This window comes from Shewanella schlegeliana (assembly GCF_016765635.1).
Taxonomy (GTDB): domain Bacteria; phylum Pseudomonadota; class Gammaproteobacteria; order Enterobacterales; family Shewanellaceae; genus Shewanella; species Shewanella schlegeliana.
In genome coordinates this window covers 100,430-120,289 of the sequence record NZ_JAESVD010000010.1, presented here as the reverse complement: position 1 = coordinate 120,289, position 19,860 = coordinate 100,430, and the positions used below count along the sequence as shown (strand labels likewise).

At 41.6% G+C, this 19,860-nt stretch carries 16 protein-coding genes; 11 read left to right on the top strand and 5 right to left on the bottom strand.

The genetic code is table 11. From position 1 onward, the window contains the following. Positions 1-253: 253 nt before the first annotated feature. Positions 254-943 carry a DNA-3-methyladenine glycosylase I gene (locus JMA39_RS16710; RefSeq protein WP_202722997.1) on the bottom strand — a complete coding sequence of 230 codons (690 nt, stop codon included), beginning with the start codon at positions 941-943 and terminating at the stop codon, positions 254-256. A gap of 195 nt (positions 944-1,138) precedes the next feature. On the opposite strand from JMA39_RS16710, the gene JMA39_RS16705 reads away from it, so the two are divergent. Next, complete coding sequence (locus tag JMA39_RS16705; RefSeq protein WP_202722996.1) at positions 1,139-1,786, top strand: glutathione S-transferase family protein; 648 nt, start codon at positions 1,139-1,141, stop codon at positions 1,784-1,786. On the opposite strand, the gene JMA39_RS16700 is transcribed toward JMA39_RS16705, so the two are convergent. Then, the gene (locus JMA39_RS16700) at positions 1,783-2,355 is read right to left on the bottom strand and encodes a thioesterase family protein (protein WP_202722995.1); all 573 of its coding nucleotides are present in this window, start codon (positions 2,353-2,355) and stop codon (positions 1,783-1,785) included. The genes JMA39_RS16705 and JMA39_RS16700 overlap by 4 nt on opposite strands. 131 nt (positions 2,356-2,486) lie before the next feature. Then, positions 2,487-4,526 (bottom strand): oligopeptidase A, encoded by a 2,040-nt coding sequence (prlC, locus tag JMA39_RS16695; protein ID WP_202722994.1) that lies wholly within the window; start codon positions 4,524-4,526, stop codon positions 2,487-2,489. A gap of 276 nt (positions 4,527-4,802) precedes the next feature. On the opposite strand from prlC, the gene JMA39_RS16690 reads away from it, so the two are divergent. The 8 genes from JMA39_RS16690 (at position 4,803) to JMA39_RS16655 (ending at position 14,590) form a co-directional block, all read left to right on the top strand. Further along, positions 4,803-5,585, top strand: a complete 783-nt coding sequence (locus JMA39_RS16690; protein ID WP_202722993.1) for an outer membrane beta-barrel protein — start codon at positions 4,803-4,805, stop codon at positions 5,583-5,585. A gap of 217 nt (positions 5,586-5,802) precedes the next feature. Continuing rightward, positions 5,803-6,285: a hypothetical protein gene (locus JMA39_RS16685; protein ID WP_202722992.1), complete on the top strand. Its 483-nt coding sequence runs from the start codon at positions 5,803-5,805 to the stop codon at positions 6,283-6,285. Between the two features lie 384 nt (positions 6,286-6,669). Continuing rightward, a complete protein-coding gene (gene gorA / locus JMA39_RS16680) occupies positions 6,670-8,028 on the top strand; it encodes a glutathione-disulfide reductase (RefSeq protein WP_202722991.1) in 1,359 nt (452 codons plus the stop codon). Positions 8,029-8,176: 148 nt separating this feature from the next. Further along, positions 8,177-9,502: a tyrosine-type recombinase/integrase gene (locus tag JMA39_RS16675; protein WP_202722990.1), complete on the top strand. Its 1,326-nt coding sequence runs from the start codon at positions 8,177-8,179 to the stop codon at positions 9,500-9,502. Further along, positions 9,495-11,246, top strand: coding sequence for a hypothetical protein (locus JMA39_RS16670; protein WP_202722989.1), 1,752 nt, complete (start codon positions 9,495-9,497; stop codon positions 11,244-11,246). Before JMA39_RS16675 ends, JMA39_RS16670 begins: the two co-directional genes overlap by 8 nt. Continuing rightward, positions 11,246-13,291, top strand: a complete 2,046-nt coding sequence (locus tag JMA39_RS16665; protein ID WP_202722988.1) for a hypothetical protein — start codon at positions 11,246-11,248, stop codon at positions 13,289-13,291. Before JMA39_RS16670 ends, JMA39_RS16665 begins: the two co-directional genes overlap by 1 nt. Beyond that, complete coding sequence (locus tag JMA39_RS16660; protein ID WP_202722987.1) at positions 13,288-13,746, top strand: hypothetical protein; 459 nt, start codon at positions 13,288-13,290, stop codon at positions 13,744-13,746. Before JMA39_RS16665 ends, JMA39_RS16660 begins: the two co-directional genes overlap by 4 nt. 103 nt (positions 13,747-13,849) lie before the next feature. Beyond that, positions 13,850-14,590 carry a hypothetical protein gene (locus tag JMA39_RS16655; RefSeq protein WP_202722986.1) on the top strand — a complete coding sequence of 247 codons (741 nt, stop codon included), beginning with the start codon at positions 13,850-13,852 and terminating at the stop codon, positions 14,588-14,590. Between the two features lie 358 nt (positions 14,591-14,948). On the opposite strand, the gene JMA39_RS16650 is transcribed toward JMA39_RS16655, so the two are convergent. Continuing rightward, on the bottom strand, positions 14,949-15,155 hold the full coding sequence (locus JMA39_RS16650) for a helix-turn-helix domain-containing protein (RefSeq protein ID WP_202722985.1): 207 nt from the start codon (positions 15,153-15,155) through the stop codon (positions 14,949-14,951). 128 nt (positions 15,156-15,283) lie between these two features. Between JMA39_RS16650 and JMA39_RS16645 the strand changes: the two genes are divergently transcribed. Both JMA39_RS16645 and JMA39_RS16640 read left to right on the top strand, forming a co-directional pair. Next, positions 15,284-15,823, top strand: a complete 540-nt coding sequence (locus JMA39_RS16645) for a response regulator (protein ID WP_202722984.1) — start codon at positions 15,284-15,286, stop codon at positions 15,821-15,823. A gap of 5 nt (positions 15,824-15,828) precedes the next feature. Next, positions 15,829-17,247, top strand: a complete 1,419-nt coding sequence (locus tag JMA39_RS16640; RefSeq protein WP_202722983.1) for a DEAD/DEAH box helicase — start codon at positions 15,829-15,831, stop codon at positions 17,245-17,247. Between the two features lie 47 nt (positions 17,248-17,294). Here the strand turns inward: JMA39_RS16640 and JMA39_RS16635 are convergent, their stop codons facing one another. Then, a complete protein-coding gene (locus tag JMA39_RS16635) occupies positions 17,295-19,742 on the bottom strand; it encodes a hypothetical protein (RefSeq protein ID WP_202722982.1) in 2,448 nt (815 codons plus the stop codon). Positions 19,743-19,860: the final 118 nt, after the last annotated feature.

The following is a 19,860-nucleotide window of genomic DNA, read 5'->3' as shown; positions in this document are numbered from 1 at the left end:
CCTTTATCTCACAATGTCCATGAGTCAACAAGGAAAACTCCTAGTTTAAATTGTAAGGTAATGAAAATTTTTGCATGAAATCAGCCGCATATGTTTAATAGTTGTTAATAGATGGGCGCATTAACGTGGCTTGTTAACTCAGCGTTCAAACACGTATAACTAACAAGTGAAGCATTAACATTATTCTAGTATTACTCGTTAATTTAAAAGGTTTTTATGTCGATTAACTTACCTCAAAAATACAGCTTTTAGTTTAAACACGATTGTCGCCCACACTACAGGCCAACACCCTGCTGATATCGGCAAGGCTACGCCCAGACTCCTGTTGCCAGTGATTAAACACACTCTGTACTTGTTGCAAACCTGCCTTAGAGCTAAAGCCATAATCCACAAGGCCGTGACTCTTAAAATATCCTTGAACATCAGTCGTTAATAGAAAGGTATCCTTGCCCATAGAACGTAGAAAGTAAGGGCCAGTGTTACCACCGAGTCGTGTACCTTTACGTTTAAGTTCGGCCCAGAGCCCAGTAATATCTTCACTCGGCCACTCAGCAATAAACTTGGCGAAACTACCGTGTTCTCTCGCTAGATCGTTAACCATATGGGCATTGTCATAGATCGCCATGGTTTTTTTGAGGTGACGAATAAGCTTAGGATCGCTTGCGCGGTCTTGTAATTGCTCCGGTGACAACATCAGTACTTTAAACGGCTCAAAGCCAAAGAAGGCTTTCTCATATTCCAGCCATTTAGCCTCGACAATCCGCCATACGAAGCCACTTTGAAACACCTTTTTGCTGATCTCAGACAAAAGCTGTGCATCGCTAAATTGCATTAGCTCTTTATTGCTAAGGCCTGTCGGTAACAAACTTTCGAGACTGGCATCACCACCTTTTCGCTGCGATGCTCTGGCGTAGATAGCCGAAAACTTTTCAATTTGACTCATACTCTCCCTCGTTACTAAAAATTAAACCCGAGTAATCAAGCTTTACCTTATATGACTAACCATTTGAAGTGGCATCTCTTTAATTATCAATGTCGGTATCCAGTCAGTTAAACCTCTTGTCAGCAACATTGAGAGTCCAACAGTTAGCGACTAGAGTTAATAGTAACCCTTATAAATAACGAACCCACTTCGGCTATGGATCTGTATTACCATCCGCTGGCACGCCAGTCACAAAAAACACTGATTGCTCTTTACGAAAAACAGGCAAGCTTCAGCCCGCATATCATCGACCTTGGCGATGCTTTTAGCAGGCGCAGTTTTCAACAGCTTAATGCTGAAGCCAAGCTTCCACTGTTACACGTACGTTCAAAAGAGTTCTTTAACGACGCGAGCATTATTATTGAATATATAGATAACTATATCAGCTCTGGTACTCAACTTATCCCGATAGACAAGACTCAAGCCTTATATGTCAGGCTCTATGATAGGTTAAGCGACCATCAACTAGATAGAGAGATAGACGCTTGGCTGGAAGCGATCAATACCAGCAGCAATCAGATCCACACCAAACGGTTAGAAAGGACAATGCTAGCCAGCTTAGACCATTTTGATCGCCGCCTAGCCAATAATCACTGGGTTTGTGGCGAAAGCTTTTCGCTCGCCGATTGTGCATTCATTCCCTGCCTTAAAGCACTGGAAAGTCGATTGCAGCTATTAGATTACGAACACATAGGCCGCTACTGGATCCAGGCCAAATTACGCGGGTCGGTGAGCCAAATGCTAGAGGAGATAGAGCTCACTCTAGCCAGTATTGGCCAAACTGAGCAGCGCGCGCATACTTAGCTCGCCGCTCTAAACTCCATCGGCTCACCCGTAGGGCTAGGCAGATTGCACTCTTTCTTAAGCAGCAGGAAGCTCTTCCATTTTATCACCTCTGGCGGCAATTGCGGGGCAGGTTCATTAAAACCAACTTCAGCGAGCATAGTCGCAATAGCCACCTGCTTGCCTTTGCAGACAAACACCCCACGCACATGCGCGATACAGTGCAAGCCGCGGGCGCTGACAAAGCGCTGTTCAATATAGAAATACTTTTCATCCCAGCCCACCAATTTGGTTTCAATTTCAAACTTGGCAAACGGCTTGATGTCGCGGATATAGGTAAACTCTGCCGCATTGACGATAGGCATCCAGCCTAACTTTAGGAATCGCTTCAAGAAGCCCATCTCAGCCATCATATAAGTACGAGCGAGATCCATAAACGCGGGGTAACGAGAATTGGTCAGATGAAAGTTAATATCACAATCTGTCGGCAGTGCGCGATACGCCAAGCGGCTGGTATCTAAGAAGTCGATCTTGTTGCAATGACGATTACGCCAAAGAAATAACCAAATAAGCCTAAAATAGAGATTCATTGATGACTCTGCTTGCATCCTAATAAATATGAAGCGCAAGGCTAGCAGAGGTCATACCTGATAACAAGCGTGTGCGAGAGCAATTAAAAAAGGCGCCTGAAGCGCCTTTTGATAGATTTTAAAAGCTAATTTTAGCCATTAATTCCACTGTGTCTTAATAACGCATCGGTCTGCGGCTCACGACCACGAAAACGCTTAAACAGCTCCATCGGCTCTTCACTACCGCCCATCTCTAGGATGTTTTCAAGGAAGCGTTGGCCCGTTTCCGCATTAAAGATCCCCTGCTCTTCAAACAGTGAAAATGCATCGGCAGAGAGCACTTCGGCCCACTTATAGCTGTAATAACCCGCCGCATAGCCACCCGCAAAGATATGAGCAAAGCTATGTTGGAAACGGTTGAACTCTGCCGCCTTAATCACTGCAACTTGCTCACGTACTTCATCGAGCTTTTGCTGGATCTCGGCACCTTTAGCTGGATCAAACTCTAGATGTAACTTGAAATCAAACAACGAGAATTCAAGCTGACGCAACATCATCATGCCTGACTGGAAGTTTTTCGCCGCTAACATCTTGTCTAACATTGCTTTAGGTAATGGTTCACCCGTTTCGTAATGGCCTGAGATCTCGGCTAACGCCTCCTCCTCATAGCACCAGTTCTCCATAAACTGACTCGGTAGCTCCACCGCATCCCAAGGCACACCGCTAATACCCGATACTCCACCCACATCGATTTTAGTTAGCATATGGTGAATACCATGGCCAAACTCGTGGAACAGGGTTGTCACCTCTTCATGGGTAAACAGTGCAGGTTTACCCGCCACTGGTGCATTGAAGTTACAAGTTAGATAGGCCACAGGATCTTGTAAGCCATTTTCTGTCATGCGACGCGCACGACAATCGTCCATCCATGCACCGCCACGCTTACCTTCACGGGCATAGAGATCGAGATAAAAACTGCCGCGATGCTCATTGTTACTGTCGGTAATATGGAAGAAGCGCACATCTTTATGATAACTGTCGAACTCTTTTTGCTCTTCTACCTTTAGGCCAAATAGGCGCGATACAGTATAGAACAGACCCGATAGCACTTTATTTTCAGGGAAGTATGGACGCAGTAACTCTTGGGAGATCTCGTATCTATGATGCTTGAGTTTTTCAGCGTAGAAGCTTAGATCCCAAGGCTCAAGCTCTGTCACACCACACTCTTTTTCAGCAAATTCAGTTAACTCAGCCAGCTCTGTTTCACCTTGAGACTTAGAGCGAGCAGCCAGTTCAGTTAAGAAATCCAGCACTTGTGCCGGAGACTCTGCCATCTTAGTCGCGAGTGATTTATGTGCAAAGCTATCAAAGCCTAACAGGTTGGCAACCTCATGGCGCAATGCGATGATTTCATCCATCAAAGGACCATTATCGAACTCTCCGGCATTCGGGCCTTGGTCCGATGCTCGCGTCACAAAGGCGCGGTAGCACTCTTCACGTAGCTGACGATTTTCGCTGTACATCATTACTGGCAGGTATGATGGAAAGTCTAGGGTAAACAACCAGCCATCAAGCTCTTTAGCCTCGGCCATCGCTTTCGCGGCTGCAATGGCAGACTCAGGCAGACCTTTTAGCTCGGCTTCATCGGTGATCAGCTTAGTCCAAGCTTGTGTGGCATCGAGTAACTGGTTCGAGAAGCTACTGGTTAACTCCGACATACGCTTAACCAATTCACCATAACGCAGCTTGTCGCTATCGCTTAGGCCAATGCCCGATAGCTCGAAGTCACGTAGGCTGTTCTCAATCAACTTCTTCTGTGCTTGTGAATAGTGAGCAAACTCAGGCGACTCCGCCAGCGACTTATAAGCTTCATACAAGCCCTGATGCTGACCGACAAAGGTGCCGTATTCAGATAATAGAGGTAAGCAAGCATCATGAGCCTTGCGCCACTCTTCGCTGCTAACAACCGAATTCATATGTGAAATAGGTGACCAGATCTTACCTAACTGATCGTCCATCTCCTCTAGCGGTGCCACAAGGTTATCCCATGTGAACTCACCTTGGTGCTTAAGCACCTCTTCGATTTTTTGGCGACAATTGGCGATACCTTGCTCAACAGCAGGCTGAATATGTTCAGGTTGAATACTTGAAAAAGGGGGAAGCTTGTTGCTGTTTAACAAAGGATTGCTCATCGATGATTCCTTAACATTCTATGTTGATAGCTATAGAGATAAGGGCGGATACGGCAAGATTCAATCTATGGAGCACAATTGTTTGTAAACTAAATGCGTCCTAACAACAAAAAACCACATCTTCTAGGATCTAGATCAAATTTTGCCCATGCAGACTTTACACAATATTGATACTGTAAACCACATCGCAAATACGACCCATTATCATTTACATTCTACAACTAAAAACTACTATGCCAAGGGTCACTTTCTTTCGCCAATATTTCGAGTCTAACAATGAAAAAAACCAGTTTATATACTGCATTAATAACACTATCAATCAGCCCAGCAGTCTTTGCCGACGGTGCGGCCAATATCGATGACTCTCACAATACTAAGATCATTGAGCAGCTACCTTTAGACGATAGCGGACAAGTTCAAGGGCTTATCGATCTTGGCTGGGACTCGAAATACATCTCAGAAGGCCGCAACAACTTAGACAAAGGCGGCATCTATTGGGCTACCGCCGCAGTACAAAAAGACAATCTGACGGTTTATGCCACCGTGGGGCGCGGTGATAGCCAGCACTATACCGAGTGGAATTTTGGTATTGAGTATGGCTTCGAGCTTAGTGAAAACTTAAGTGGTAGCCTAGGCTATCAGCGCCTAGAATTTTATGGCGATGAGCGTGCTCATGACAATGAGCTATTCAGCTCACTCGAATACACAGCGGTAGACTGGTTAGTACCATCTGTTAGCTATACTTACTCCACCGAAGCGGCTGGTTACTTCGTAGAAGTCAGCCTACACAGTAACTGGGAGCTGACCGAAGGCTTAAGCGTTAGCCCGTATGTTACCCAAGGTTTTGATTTTCAGTATGTCACCGAAGATCATGATGGCCCTAACCACTTTCAGTTTGGTGTAGAAGCCGAGTACCTATTACCTAATAACTTTGTCGTATCTGGCCACATTAGTCACACTATCGCTCAAGAAGATATCAAGCTAGAGGCACGTAATGATGGCATCACCGGTAGCCTGGATGAAACCTTTGCCGGCCTGCACCTAAGCTGGAACTTTTAGTCAACGACATAAGGTCAGCTATTTTTAGCTGACCTTTGCCAATTCATCACCGTCTTTAGTTAACAGCTTCTTATCCACCACAATTAGCTATACTAACAACTCATAGTTAGCTGTTTCGCTCTTGCTGGCTAAGCAAGCTGTAAGCAGGAGCGAATATAAAACCTGAATACACAAAACAGATTACACGGACAGTAATCTTGAGTAAGAGGAACAAGGAATGTTACTTCTATCGCGCTTAACTTTAGTCACACTCATCATTGTTTATAGCCCGCTCAGCTTTGGCAACGACCCCGATAGCGCAACACTCGCTTTAGGTAGCGTGCTAAACGATAAGGGTCAACCGATCGAGCTACCCGACAAGCCTAAGAGCGACTTTAATTACTCACCGCCCCCCATTGAAGACTCCAAGCGCTCCTCAACACAAAGCCGCGTGACAAAGAAGAGTTCGTCTAAGAAAGCTAAGGCTAAGAGTCGCAAGCAACGGCTCGCCAGCCGCAGCAGCGTGGCCAACGACCCAGGTTGTCGCTGGCTTAACAGCCGCATGAATAGTCTAGATCGCCACCTTAGTTCGGGAGTCAACTCACGCAATCGCCACTACCAAACGGAACTCAAGATTAGACAAGGCGAATGGGAATGCATGAAATGTGGCGCAGAGGGCCCCGAGCAGAGTGACCACGCCACCTGCCAGTACAGGCGTTAAAACACGCGGCTTGAACATCATAGTGGAAGTTCCCATTTAATAATCATAGAGACAGACTGTAATAGCCCACTTCCCTATGCGTTGACTCAAACTCTCAATCACCAGCGGGTCGCAGAGAACCATTTCAGCCAAAGCCATTAATGATTGCCATCGGTGGTTTTAAGCTAAAAATTAAAGTCTTCTAACTCATAATTTATGGGGCTAGCTGGATCAAATTTTTCCCTCTACAATGGCTTGTTCTTGAACTGGCGCAAAGCCAATAATTTAACTCGTCACTCGTTGTAATTTTATTTAAGCAACAAACGGGTTAATCATAATTACGGGTCCAAAAGCCCCTATTCATCTGCTTTTGGCCAACAGTTCGCAACTTTATTGGAGATACACATGGCTCAACATTTTGATTATATCTGTCTTGGCGCGGGTAGCGGCGGTATTGCATCGGCTAACAGAGCAGCCATGCGCGGTGCCAAGGTACTACTTATCGAAGCGAAAGAGCTGGGCGGCACGTGTGTTAACGTAGGTTGCGTACCGAAAAAAGTGATGTGGTATGGCGCACAAGTGGCTGAAGCCATGCACCTGTATGCTAAAGATTATGGTTTCGACGTTACCGTAAACAAGTTTGATTGGAGCACCCTGATTGCCAGTCGTGAAGCCTATATCGGCCGTATCCATGGCTCTTACGATCGTGGCCTAGAAAGCAATGGCGTCACTTTAGTGCGCGGTTACGGCCGCTTCGTCGATAGCCACACCATCGAAGTGAATGGCGAGCACTACACGGCTGACAATATCTTAATCGCCACTGGCGGCGCGGCAACCATTCCAAACATTCCTGGTGCCGAGTATGGTATCGACTCTGATGGCTTCTTCGCACTCGCCGAGCAGCCTAAACGCGTTGCCGTGATCGGTGCGGGTTATATTGCCGTCGAAGTCGCTGGTGTACTGCAAGCTCTCGGCAGTGATACTCACCTGTTTGTGCGTAAGCACGCCCCACTACGTAACTTCGACCCTATGCTAAGCGAAGCGCTGATGGAGTCTATGGCCACTGACGGCCCAACGTTACACACCCATAGCACCCCAGAGTCGGTCACCAAAAATAGCGATGGCAGCCTCACTCTTAAAATTGAAAATGGCGAAAGCTACGATATCGACTGCCTGATCTGGGCTATTGGTCGTCACCCATCGACGGGCAACATTGGCCTTGAAAATACCAAGGTTGAGCTAGATGCTAAGGGCTATGTGATCACAGATGAGCAGCAAAACACCACAGACACGGGCATATACTGTGTCGGTGATATCATGGCAGGCGGCGTAGAACTAACGCCTGTCGCGGTTAAAGCGGGTCGACTGTTGTCGGAGCGATTATTCAACGGCATGACAGATGCTAAGATGGATTACAGCTGCATTCCAACCGTGGTATTTAGCCACCCAGCTATCGGCACCATGGGTTTAACTGAGCCAGAAGCGAATGCACAATATGGCGAAGATAACGTGACGGTATACACCTCTGGCTTCACCTCTATGTACACAGCAGTCACCTCTCACCGTCAGGCTTGTAAGATGAAGCTGGTTTGTGCGGGTGATGAGCAAAAGGTTGTCGGTATTCATGGCATAGGTTACGGCATGGATGAGATCCTGCAAGGCTTCGGTGTAGCGATGAAGATGGGCGCAACCAAGGCAGATTTCGATGCGGTTGTCGCTATCCACCCAACGGGCGCAGAAGAGTTTGTTACCATGAAGGGTTAGTGTAGAAAGGCTACCCCAACTACTTGACTATTTAGGAAAATCTTATAGGCTGTTGCATATAAAGCTATGCGACAGCTTTCTAAAACGAGGTGACATCCTGTTCTTTTTAAAGAGCAGTATTTTAACTCTTTTTGGAGATTTGCCTCACATGGTTAAGTTAATACATTCAAGTTCTGTATTTAAAAAAACAAATTTACAAATCCATAATAATGGTTCATATCATTGCCTTCCATCTGAACATAACATCGGTTCACTTCCAACTTTATTTAGCCAGGATGGAATATTCCTTTGTGAACCAAACAGCTACTTTTTTTATCTAAAAGCCATAAAACGAGCCAAAGACCTTAGCCCATCCAGTCGTGCTCTCCTCAAATACTATCAGTTCCTGGAAGATGAACGGCTAGAATGGGATCATACCCCTCCGATCAAAAGACTAAAACCGACCTATTTGTTTCGATCGTACCTGCTTAAATTAGTCAAACAAGATCAACTGGCATATAGCACTGCTAACGCTTACATGAATCACGTTAAGAATTTTTACTTGTGGACGATGCACGAAAGGTATCTGACGATTAATCGAGAGCAAGAAGCCCCTTTTAAAATAGAGTTTGTACAAGTTAAAAGCCAAGGAATGTTAGCGCATATCCATCCAACCTTCACAGTACAAGCAAGCGACTTGCGCATAAAAGTGCCAAAAGATGCCAATAGTAAGAATATACGACCGCTATCTCCTCTTAGCCGCGACTCCTTATTTCTCTTAACTCGATTTCTGCCGCAAGAATCAGAAGAGTTACGCCTACAAGTATTGATTTCGATTGATACCGGCATGCGAATTGAAGAAATAGCAACTTTGACTCTTGAAGCATTGGATACGGCAACAGCCATTGCAGAAAGTGAGCATCGCTTTGAAATATTGTTGTGCCCACGAACAACAGGAGTCCAAACAAAATTCGGAAAAACTCGGCATGTTGAGATCTCTGCTCAATTATTGCACTTATTGGAAGATTACAAAACTTCAGAGCGCAGGCTTAGTCGAGTGAATAAGCTAAATGAAAAAATTAAACAGCTTCCCCTTGAAAACCACTGGTTTAAACAAGCTCAAATTGAAGTATTAGAGCGATGTAAAAGTCACGAATCACTCTTTATTAGCCAACAGGGTAACCCTGCGTCCTCCAAATCCATAGAATCTAGGTGGGGCGAGTTCAGAGCTAAAATTATAAATGCTGGAGCCACATTTTCGCATAGATTCCATGACTTACGCTCTACATACGGAACATACCGCCTGAATGATTTGCTAGAGGCGAAACTACCTGTAGCAGATAGCATGGAGCTCTTAATGGGGTGGATGGGACATAATAATGAGAGTACAACCTGGAAGTATCTAAAGTTTTTAAAGCGCAAAGAAGCCTTCAAAGTTAAGTTTGGCCTCTTAGATAGCATCATACACGAAGCACTAGAGAGTTATGATGACTGATCTAACCTACTTGAGTGGATGGAAACCAGAGTTGTGTATTCAGCTCAATGACGGTCATCATCGTAAAGCTGATTTTAATCGCCTCTTAGTAAAGCACTTTCCTAGTACCGAAACCATGCAACAAGAAAATGATTTTATCAATGCCAATCGAGAAAGAATTATTCTTAAAATGAAAGACCAATTTCAAGAATCCATTGATGAAGGAGGGAGCCATAGTTCACTGTATTTCACCTTTAATAACATCTATCCATACGTAAAATGGTGTGACAAAGAAAACAGTAGAGCATTTACAAGAATATCCATTGAAAAATATATGGATGCCTTGTATCAAAAGGTGCTTTTAGGTTCGCTAAAGAAAAGCACTTATAAAAAGATGCGCTCACGATTGTTTGTCACCTTTACACAAACTCTTGATTTACCTACGAGCTGGTTCGATAACATAACAGTCCTGAATTCAAGTGATACAGAGCCCTTTGAAGCATACTCTCGTAGTGACCTAAATCAATTACTTCCCTTTTTAATAAAGCTGTTTAATCAAACATATCAGCAATTTATTGCAAACCCAGACAAACATATCGCGGCAAATAAGAGCAGACCAACAATGGAGTTTGTATGGAAAGGAGATACATACAAGCTGTGTAGTGGCATATCTAAAATGATGTGTTCTGCAACCTTTTTATTAGCTTATTACACATATGCTAATACATGTGACTTATTCAACTTAAAACAACCTAAGAACACCTCATTCTCATTAGATGAAGCCTGGTACACCATGCCAACTTTTAAACGTAGAGCATTCAAAATGATTCAGATCGAAATGGGTGAGCATGGTGTCTTGGAAATGCCAAAGCATTCAATAACCTTTTTTGACAAGTTACTAAAAGCTTCAAAAATTTTAAATAAAGGTGGTGACAAATTACTACTTAAAACTATCGCTCACAAGCAATTAAAGCCTATGAACGCAACGACACTTCAAGACTTTCTAAGACTATGGGTAGAAAAGCATTTTGTCTTTACAGACCAAACAGGAAGGCGACTAAGGCCCGTAATCAGTCGCTTTCGTGAAACTGGTTCTCAACTTACAGCTTATCATCAGGGAAAGTTAGCTAATGATATTATGCTGAATAATACGCCTAATACCCGCAAAAAAAGCTACTCGACCGGTAATAAATACACCAACAATGGCATGATGCAAGATACGCTTTTGATAAGGCAAGAACAAGCGCAAGCAAAAGTCAGTACAAAAGAGGCACAGCAAAACATAGCTATTGAAGTGTTAGTCATTGAGGAAGAGTACAAAAACCATATACCTAATCTCAGTAATACTCCAAATGGCGGAAGTTGCGCCAACCCCTTTAGTAAAAAATCCGAGAAATATACCAGAAAAGCTTTACGGCATGGACTAGCTAAAGAAGGTGAAAGGCTTGCTTGTGCGGATTTACTTGCGTGTTTTGGCTGCCCAGAACAAGTAATTGTTCAATCTGATCACAATATTTGGTCTTTACTATCATTTAAACTCTGTATTGAAGAAGCAATGTATCTACACCTAGATGCTCATCATTATCGTAAGAATTTTGAAAATGTCGTTCACTTTATTGAAAATCGGATCCTTCCAAAGCTGACAAAAACTCTTATTAAACAAGCTGAGCTACGCATAGTTAATGAGGGCCAGCATCCTCTGTGGTCTGATTCTGACTCAATTATTGATTTAATCCCATCACAAACCAATAAGGAGTATTTATAATGGATACTTCGCAACTTTATCTTGTCGACTTTCCTGAAGAGCTAAAAATAAAAGACATTGATATTGTGTCGCTTTATCATCACAACCGATATGAGGAACTTGATGCTATTATTATTTGCAGAGACAGCAATGGCGATATTACCGCAACATTTGAGGAAGATACATGGGGTTTAATGCCATTTGCTCGACGAAAGATTAAGAACAGTTTTGACTTTAGTGAATTCACACATTCTCCTAGATTAATGAATGAACTAAAATTAGTCACCTACGGACGGTTATTTAATAAAAATCCACAAGGGCGCAAGGCCTCTTCCTTCTCTGCAATAGAGAGCGAATTGTCAAAAAATAAAATAGCCTATCGTTTTTTACTAGAAAACAATTACACATCTTTATCACAATTATCAAACCCTAAGACTTGGGAGAAGTTTGAAGAGTACTTAATCAGTAAATCGTATGCTCAACGCACTTTAGAGGGAATGTTTGTAGCGATAAATAACATACTAAAGCTATCAGGCTGGCACCATTTAAAACTAGGGTTCAATCCGATAAAAAAAGAATTATCCTCAAAATTAAGTGACAAAATACTCCAACAAACACTGGTTATTCCTGAACGCCTTTCTGATGCAATTTACGGTCAAGCGATTAATTTAGTTAATGCGGCACTTCCCCATAAAGAGTTAATCGCGGAAACAGAAAAAGCACTACAAGACAACTACCTTGAGGGTAAACGAACCCTCGATGAGAAACTTAAAAACGGCTTCACATTTACGTTTTTGAGCGGAAGTAAAAATATTGTAGATCACCGCAAATATGTCATCGCGATTGCAGATAACCAACCACAAACGCTAAGTGATATCATCGCACCACTGGCTAGAAAAATAGAAAATACAGAGCTTAATAATGGCAATGACTTTCATCGTTACCTTGGGCAACTAATCACATCATGCTACATCATTTGTGGTGGGTTTAGTGGGATGCGAGATTCCGAACTTGATAAGTTAACACCGGATAGCTACTACAAGGATACCTTTGAAGGTCGCGACTATCACATGTTGCAATCACACACATTTAAGCTAGGTGAAAAGCGAGAAACCTGGGTAGTAGCACCGGCAGCACAACAGGCTATCGAGTTAGTAACAACTCTCACAAAATATTGGCGTAAAGAGGTTAGTTACCCTCATACAAAGTACAACAATACGGTTTGGGTAAATCAACCTTACCGATCTAAAGCTCCTCGTCTCATCAATTATTGGAACAAACGCCTTCAGCTCTTCTGCAAGCAGTTTGATTTTGTTGTCACGCAAGAGGACTATCAGGAGTGCTTAGATTCCAACCCAGCATCATTCAACAAGGTAAAAGAGACTGTTAAGGTCGGAGAGCCTTGGCCTATGACAACACACCAGTTTAGGCGATCTCTAGCGTTCTACTGTATTAAGAACAGGTTCGGTACAGCCGTTGCCCTAAAGCAACAATTTAAACATTTATATCTAGCCATGACTGAGTGGTACACCAATGGTGGTAAATTGGCGAGTATTCGAGATTTAATGGTCGATGATAAAATTCAAAAAGCCTTGGATATTATTAATGCTGAAACAACTACCAATAAGATTTTTAATCAATGGCACTCAGATGCTCACTTATCTGGTTCTCACGGCAAAACTATTATGAAAATGCGCGATAATGTGCCACAAATTTACAGTTCTTGGGAAGTTATCTATCAAGCGGTAAAAGATGGAAGATTAACCTTACATAGTACTGCTCACAGTTATTGTAAGGCTGGATATGACTGCGATATGGATGGCATTATCACTCCCCAATTCTGCGTTGATTGTTCATCAGGTAGCAGCATTATTGATGACAAACAAGCTAGATGGTGGCAGAAAAAACACAAAAGCTTAGTGGCCTATATAGGATTAAGTGATGATATTTCGGTGACAGATAGAAGCCACTATATCACCCAAATTCGAGCCGCTGAGATCGTGATGTCTGATTTTGATATGGAGTTTACACCTTTTGAGGCTGAGTTAAAGGTGATGGAATTATGAATAAGAGCGAAAACACATTACTGCTATTGGAGGCAGCACTAGAGCGTATTTCACAGGGTAAACCCAAGCGCATTTTGGCTACACGAAAGCTAAGTGTTAGAGCTGTTGAAGAAGAAGCGAATCTAGGCAATGGCAGTTGTTATTACTATCCTGATTTTGTTGATAAGGTTAAACACGTCAAAGTAGATATTGCTGAAGCGAAAGGCGAATATGTTCAACCTGAAATTCAATCTGTTCGAGCAAAACTCAATGAGCAGAAGCGTATTAAGCAAAACTACAAAGAGAAGTACGAAGCGGCAAGAGAACAACTAGCTAGCTTTGCAGCTGCACAGCATCACCTCAATGATAAGTTAGTGCAAGCAGTAGCGAAGATAGATGATTTAGAGTTTGAAAATGCAAATCTAAAAGAAAAAATTACTGAGCTGCAGAGAAGTAAGGTTGTGTTAATTAAATAAGCTGACTTTTCATTCTACGTATTTCAAAATAAGATATGCCCACGAACTCTCTGTTGAATAATGGAGAGCTATAGATTAATTCTCAATGATTAGGCTCTCTGGCATGAAAAATATTAGAACCAATATCCAAACTTTAAATAAGCAAGCTCCTGCGCCGTTCTCAAATGATATTATTCAAAACTACAACACCTATTTAAGGCGTAATGACATCTGGCTTAAAGAAAAAGGAGAGGACTACTTAGGACCTATACCGCTTGATCAAGTAATAGGTATTGATCAGATGTATGGTGATGATTCAACCTGGGGGCAATGCTTAGAAGGGCGATGGCTTAAACGTCTAAAGTCCAGACTGATACAATTAGAAGATAACCCACAGTACTATTTATCAGAATGCGAGATGAAAAAACTGTCCTTTATTAAGGTTGGAGATAAATATTTCATCAGTGAAGGTAAACACCGCACTATTATCGCTAGATTTCTATCCTACTTTAATCCTGAAGTATTTAATGGCCGTTCTCCGTTTGAGTTTGCACAAGTAACCGAGTATTTCATTGATACCGAGTACAACTCCTTGAAAGGGCGATTCAACGCTATAGCAGAAAGCTATCCTTCGTTACAATTTAAACTGCAACATACTACGTCAGAAGACGACCTGCATTTTCTACTTATTAAAGAAAAAAAGAACTTTGGAAGGTCCAAAGTATTCTCTCGCACCGAAGCCTATCAGGTCCTTAATTCGCTAGAAAGTCCATCAGTAAAAGAAAAATGGAATTCAGGTCCCGCCAATATCTACTCGTTTATTCCATACCAAACCTGTTTTAAGGCTCTTTTCGGTAAACTATAGAAACAAACACATTAACTAAAAAGCCCAGCAACTAATAATTATAAGAATAACTTCCTACTAAAATTTGTTGGGGGACATATTCTTTCCATAGCATTGATGCACCAACACATTAAAGTTTGATTACTTTCAACATCAATTTTGGGCGGAAATGAGCTTCTCGCCCATGAAATTTTGATTTTAAACATAACAACATTATCTACGGTAACACTTCGCTATACAGATTTGACCAAAGTTCCCACTCTTTCTACTTATTCATTGAACAATTACGAGAGCTTGATATACATCCTTTCAAGACAAAAAATGAGGCTCGGGAATTTGCGAAATTCAACCAGCTAGACGCATTTCGATATCTAAAAATTTAAGGGAGCAACTCCTTCACATCACAATCTAAAACTTCGGCCAATTGATATGCCTTTTCAAGCGTAATATTGACTTCACCGCGCTCGATTCTCCCCGCATAGCTGCGATCAATCTCAGCTAAAAGCGCCAATTTATCTTGAGATATCCCCAACTCTTTGCGTTTGCTCCGTAATTTCAAGCCAAATTGGATTGCTAAGTCTTTCATTTTTCATCTCGTTAAAGATAAAGACTATCCAAAGTTGCGGCTTATAAAGCCACGGATTATAATCCGCATTTAGTTTGTAATGTTTTTCTACTCCCTAGAGCTAGTGATTAACACCTTGTGAGAAAGTCATGCCGAAAGTTTCAATCAAAATATGCACTAAGTTGCATACTATTCTCCAGGACGAGAGCTTTAATAATTTCCAAGTCGTGCAGTTACGCGATAGATTTTTAGCAGCCTCCACTAGCAACCAAAGCGTTGGCGATGCATATAAATTTATTTATAGGCAGGTCAGTAGACTCGTTAAAAAGAGAGCCTTACGGAAAGTTAATAAGGAGAGCACGAAAACAGTCACTTACCAAAAGACAGAGCTATTTGATCAAATCAACTTCGTTATAAACGGACCCATTGAAGCTAGTAAGCCCTTACAAAAACTACTAGATAGGACTGAACAAGATGCTATTCAGCAGCTAAAAGAACGCCTTAAGCAATCAGAAGTCGATCTGCTGACTAGCATTGGAGAGTCTGAAGAATATATGCGGCTATACAAGTCCTTCCCAGAGATGAAGGAACACCTTGAGTCGCAGTACATAGTGGCTAGAGAAAATAGCTCGAAGCTACTTGGGCAAATCAAAGCTATTAAATCAGTACTCTCGCACCAACAGAAGTAACCCCAATGCAATTAAGACAATGGCAATTAGAGTGCGTAAACCGCGCTCTAGAGCACTTTCATGCCAATAAAAGACACTTCCTCTGCTTAGCAACTCCTGGAGCAGGTAAGACGATTATGGCGGCAGAGATAGCAGCTGAATTGTTTGAGCAAGATCTTATCGATTTTGTATTGTGCTTTTCGCCTTCAGTAAACATCTCGCAAGGTATTCAAAACACATTTTCACACAGGCTGGAATGTCGCTTTGATGGCGTAATAGGTGCAGTTGGTTGCTCTTATACCTATCAGGGGATGCTGTCATTTAAAGATGACTTCTGGCAGTTACTAAAAAGAAATCGGGTATTAGTCATTTTTGATGAGATCCATCATTGCTCTGGTAGTACTCTTGAAGATGCCAATGCTTGGGGAGAAGAGATCTTACTCAACATACAAGATCACGCGAAGTACACCTTGGCGTTGACTGGTACGCCTTGGCGCTCAGATCAAGCACCGATTGTTTTATCTCGATATCTAGACCCTGATAGCAAAATTCAATGTGACTATGTTTATGGCCTAAGAGAAGCCGTGAGAGATGGTGTTTGCCGGAACCCGAAAATTGTATTAATTGATAACGAAGAACTATTAGTTACAAACCAAGATAATGAGATCCAAACTTTCAGCAGTTTTGATGACTTATTTAAAGGCTCATCAATTTCATATCAATCGGTCGTCAAAAATAATTTAGCGATTCATCACATTTTAGGACTAGCAATAGATAAGCTAGGAAGTATCAGACAGCTAAACCCTAATGCAGCAGGATTAGTCGTAGCATCCTCAATTGAACATGCGTCCCATATCTTAAAAATACTCAAAGATACATTCCACCAAACAGCGACAATAGTCACTTACCAAGAAGCTAACCCATCGGACATAATCAACGAATTTAGGCATGATAATACACAGTGGATCGTCAGTGTTGGAATGGTAAGCGAAGGCACTGATATTCCGAGGCTACAGGTGTGCTGCCACCTAAGTCGAGTAAAAACTGAATTGTACTTTAGGCAAATATTAGGGCGCATTTTGCGAACCACTAGAGCTTTAGATCAACAAGCTTGGCTCTTCATGTTTGCGGAACCCAAACTAGTCGTATTTGCGCATAGAATTGAGCTTGAACTCCCTGATAACCATGTTGTGATGAGAGAGTCAAAACCTAGTGGCGGTATGGAATTAACAATATCTAACTATGAGAAAAAACCTAGTCATCTTCCCAATCAATCTCGTTCTTTTACACTTAGCGTTGGTGATATTTTCGATAAGAAACAGACTAATGCAATACTGAATCGAACAACTGAAGATGTTCAATTCACCAGCTCAATCAACCTATCAATAGAGATCTTAGGCAGGTTTAGAGAGAAGGTTATTTCAACTTTTGATTCACCATTTTAAGAACAGTATGTAGCGCCAATACTACACACTGTTTTTAAACAAAAATTTTAGCCAAAACGTTTTTCAGTCAGACGCTTACTACTCAAACGCTTTAAAACTAATTCTTGGTATTTATGAATATCCCTTAAATTTTTAGCGTCATAACCCGTAAGGGATACATGTTCACTTAACGCTTGCTTTAAAAGAGTGTCAGCACTTTGTAAAACGGCTATAAAAACTTCGCCATTACAAGAATAAGACATATGAAATCTTGCAATAGCCTTTCTTAACAGACAAAAAGACTTAGGACGTCCGAGTTTATGCGCAACATCAATAAACTCATCTCCTTTTTGTATATTATTAAGACGATAATATACTAAAGCTAAAGTAACAGCTGCATCACAATTATTAGGGTCTAACGCTATTGCTTTTTCCGCATAAGTTAGAGCTCTTTCAGGGTTCTTTATCTTGTTTAACAGCAACCAAGCGTACCTGTCATTTAAGGCAGAATTACAAGGATCATCTTCAACCGCCAAGCTAAACAATTCATCGGCTTCGGGATAGTTTTCTTTATCACCTTCAACTTTTGCTGCTTTAGCATATTCATTTCTAAATGCATCTGAGACTCGATCTTCTTGATACTCCCTCTCAACGCGATCTCTTTCTTTTGCGTATTCATCAACCAGCGAGGCAGACTCTAAAACACTATTACGAGAATCATTCTCCACTTCGGATAATTTCTTTTCAAAGAAGCGTTTTGCTAAATCTACAAGCTCAATTTCATAGCCCTTGCCATAATCTGAGACCGAAGCAAAATGCGTTTCTTGGAGACTGCTTTGAAATTCACTGTGCTGAATTTCTAATATTTGGCAAGCTCTTCCAATTGAAATGTCATTTAAAGGACTAGCTATAGATACAATAACGTAAAACACCTTTCTTTGAAGCTCATCTAGGCGCTCCCATGCATCTTCATATAGAAACTCTAATAAATCTGTATCAGATTTTTTATATAAGTTATCCATTGCTCGATCAATTGACACACCTGAGCGAGCAACATAAACCACTAATGCTTCGAGCAATATCGGCTTACGCATTAGCTTATTCGAAACTTTTCTCAGTGTTGAACTTCCCGCTTTAATAATGGCATCTGCACCATGAGTTTCGGCAAGACATTTCAACAAAGAAACACAATCAACCTCATCTAAACCATCAATTAAAATCTGAGCAGCTTCAATACTTTCATTTCTTCGTGATGTAATAATTATTCGACCAACACTCTTTCCGACATCTCTAAAGAAACTCGCTAAATCAGCTGTATCTTGGCTATTAGCAGCTAACGATTCTGAATTATCAATGATTAGCAAAACATCATTACGTTCGATCTTTCTGGCTCGCAACTCTTGCACAACTCGATCTATCAACGTCCTTCCAGAAATACTATACCACTTCTTGTCTAAAACTGGATAAAAGCATTGCATAACTCCTCTCAGGCACTCGTCCATCACAGGCTTAGTAGAAGTGAAGTGAGTTAGCCCGTCTGCAGTCCAACGTGTCATTTTTGCAGTATAAAAACTAATCACAGACGGGGTGAACCAAGTTGGTTGAATATCCCCATCTAAATATTTATTTATAAACTCAAGTACAAGGGTTGTTTTCCCATACCCTCCATCACCATAAATAAGGCACCTTCTAGAATCTTCATCTTCATACCACTCTTGTAGAGCTTGTAATTCTTTTTTACGCCCTTCAAATGTTGCAGTTTGTCTAATAGGAACATTGTGAGAAACAATTAGCTCTTGATTATCACAATCTATTATTTTTATTTCATACTCTTCTTTAGTCCCGCTGTTTAAACCAGAAAATACAGTATCTTCATTCAACTCAACAGTAAACTTACCTGCCTGTCTATCAAAAATAAGAGCTTGCCCTTCTAAAGACCACAAACCTTTTCTTTGTTTAACTTTAGCCAATACGATGGGCAGACCATTTCTAAGTACTGGCGTCGAAATATAAATACTCTCTGACTTACTCCGAATTAAAACTTTTCCAGCACTGTCTATAGTCGGAATTAAAGAAGAAAAAACCTTAAAACACTTTTCTATTATCAGTTGTATCTTATCAACCCATTCCTTAGTTGTTTGAGCATCTAATACTCCGTGAGCTGCACGGTTCCTAAACTCGACCCACTCAACGATATCTTTAGACAGACAAGGTTTTACATTCTGAATTTCTTCAAACCAACCATATGCTATACGACTGTCTTGGTAGCTTCGCAAATGAGGAATTATCTTATCTAGCATTTCTCTAGGTAATCCATCTGACGGGATACAGAATCGTTCAATAGATGAATCAATATCTAGCTCTTCAGTACTAGTTTTTTTAGAAGCGAGCTCTATTGACGTTACAACAACTAACTGAAGGATGGATCTGAGAGTTGAAGTTAAACAATTTAGCTTAGCTTCCGCGCTTGCCAAATTGCCAATAACAGCAAGCTGACTTCGATAAACATTTTCCATAATATCTCCGTAAAAGCCAAATTAGCTTAAAGCCACTAGCCAGTAAAACTAACATGCAATAAAAAATCATGAGTAAAAAGCAACATAACCACTACGCCATACTCTACATGCATTTCTC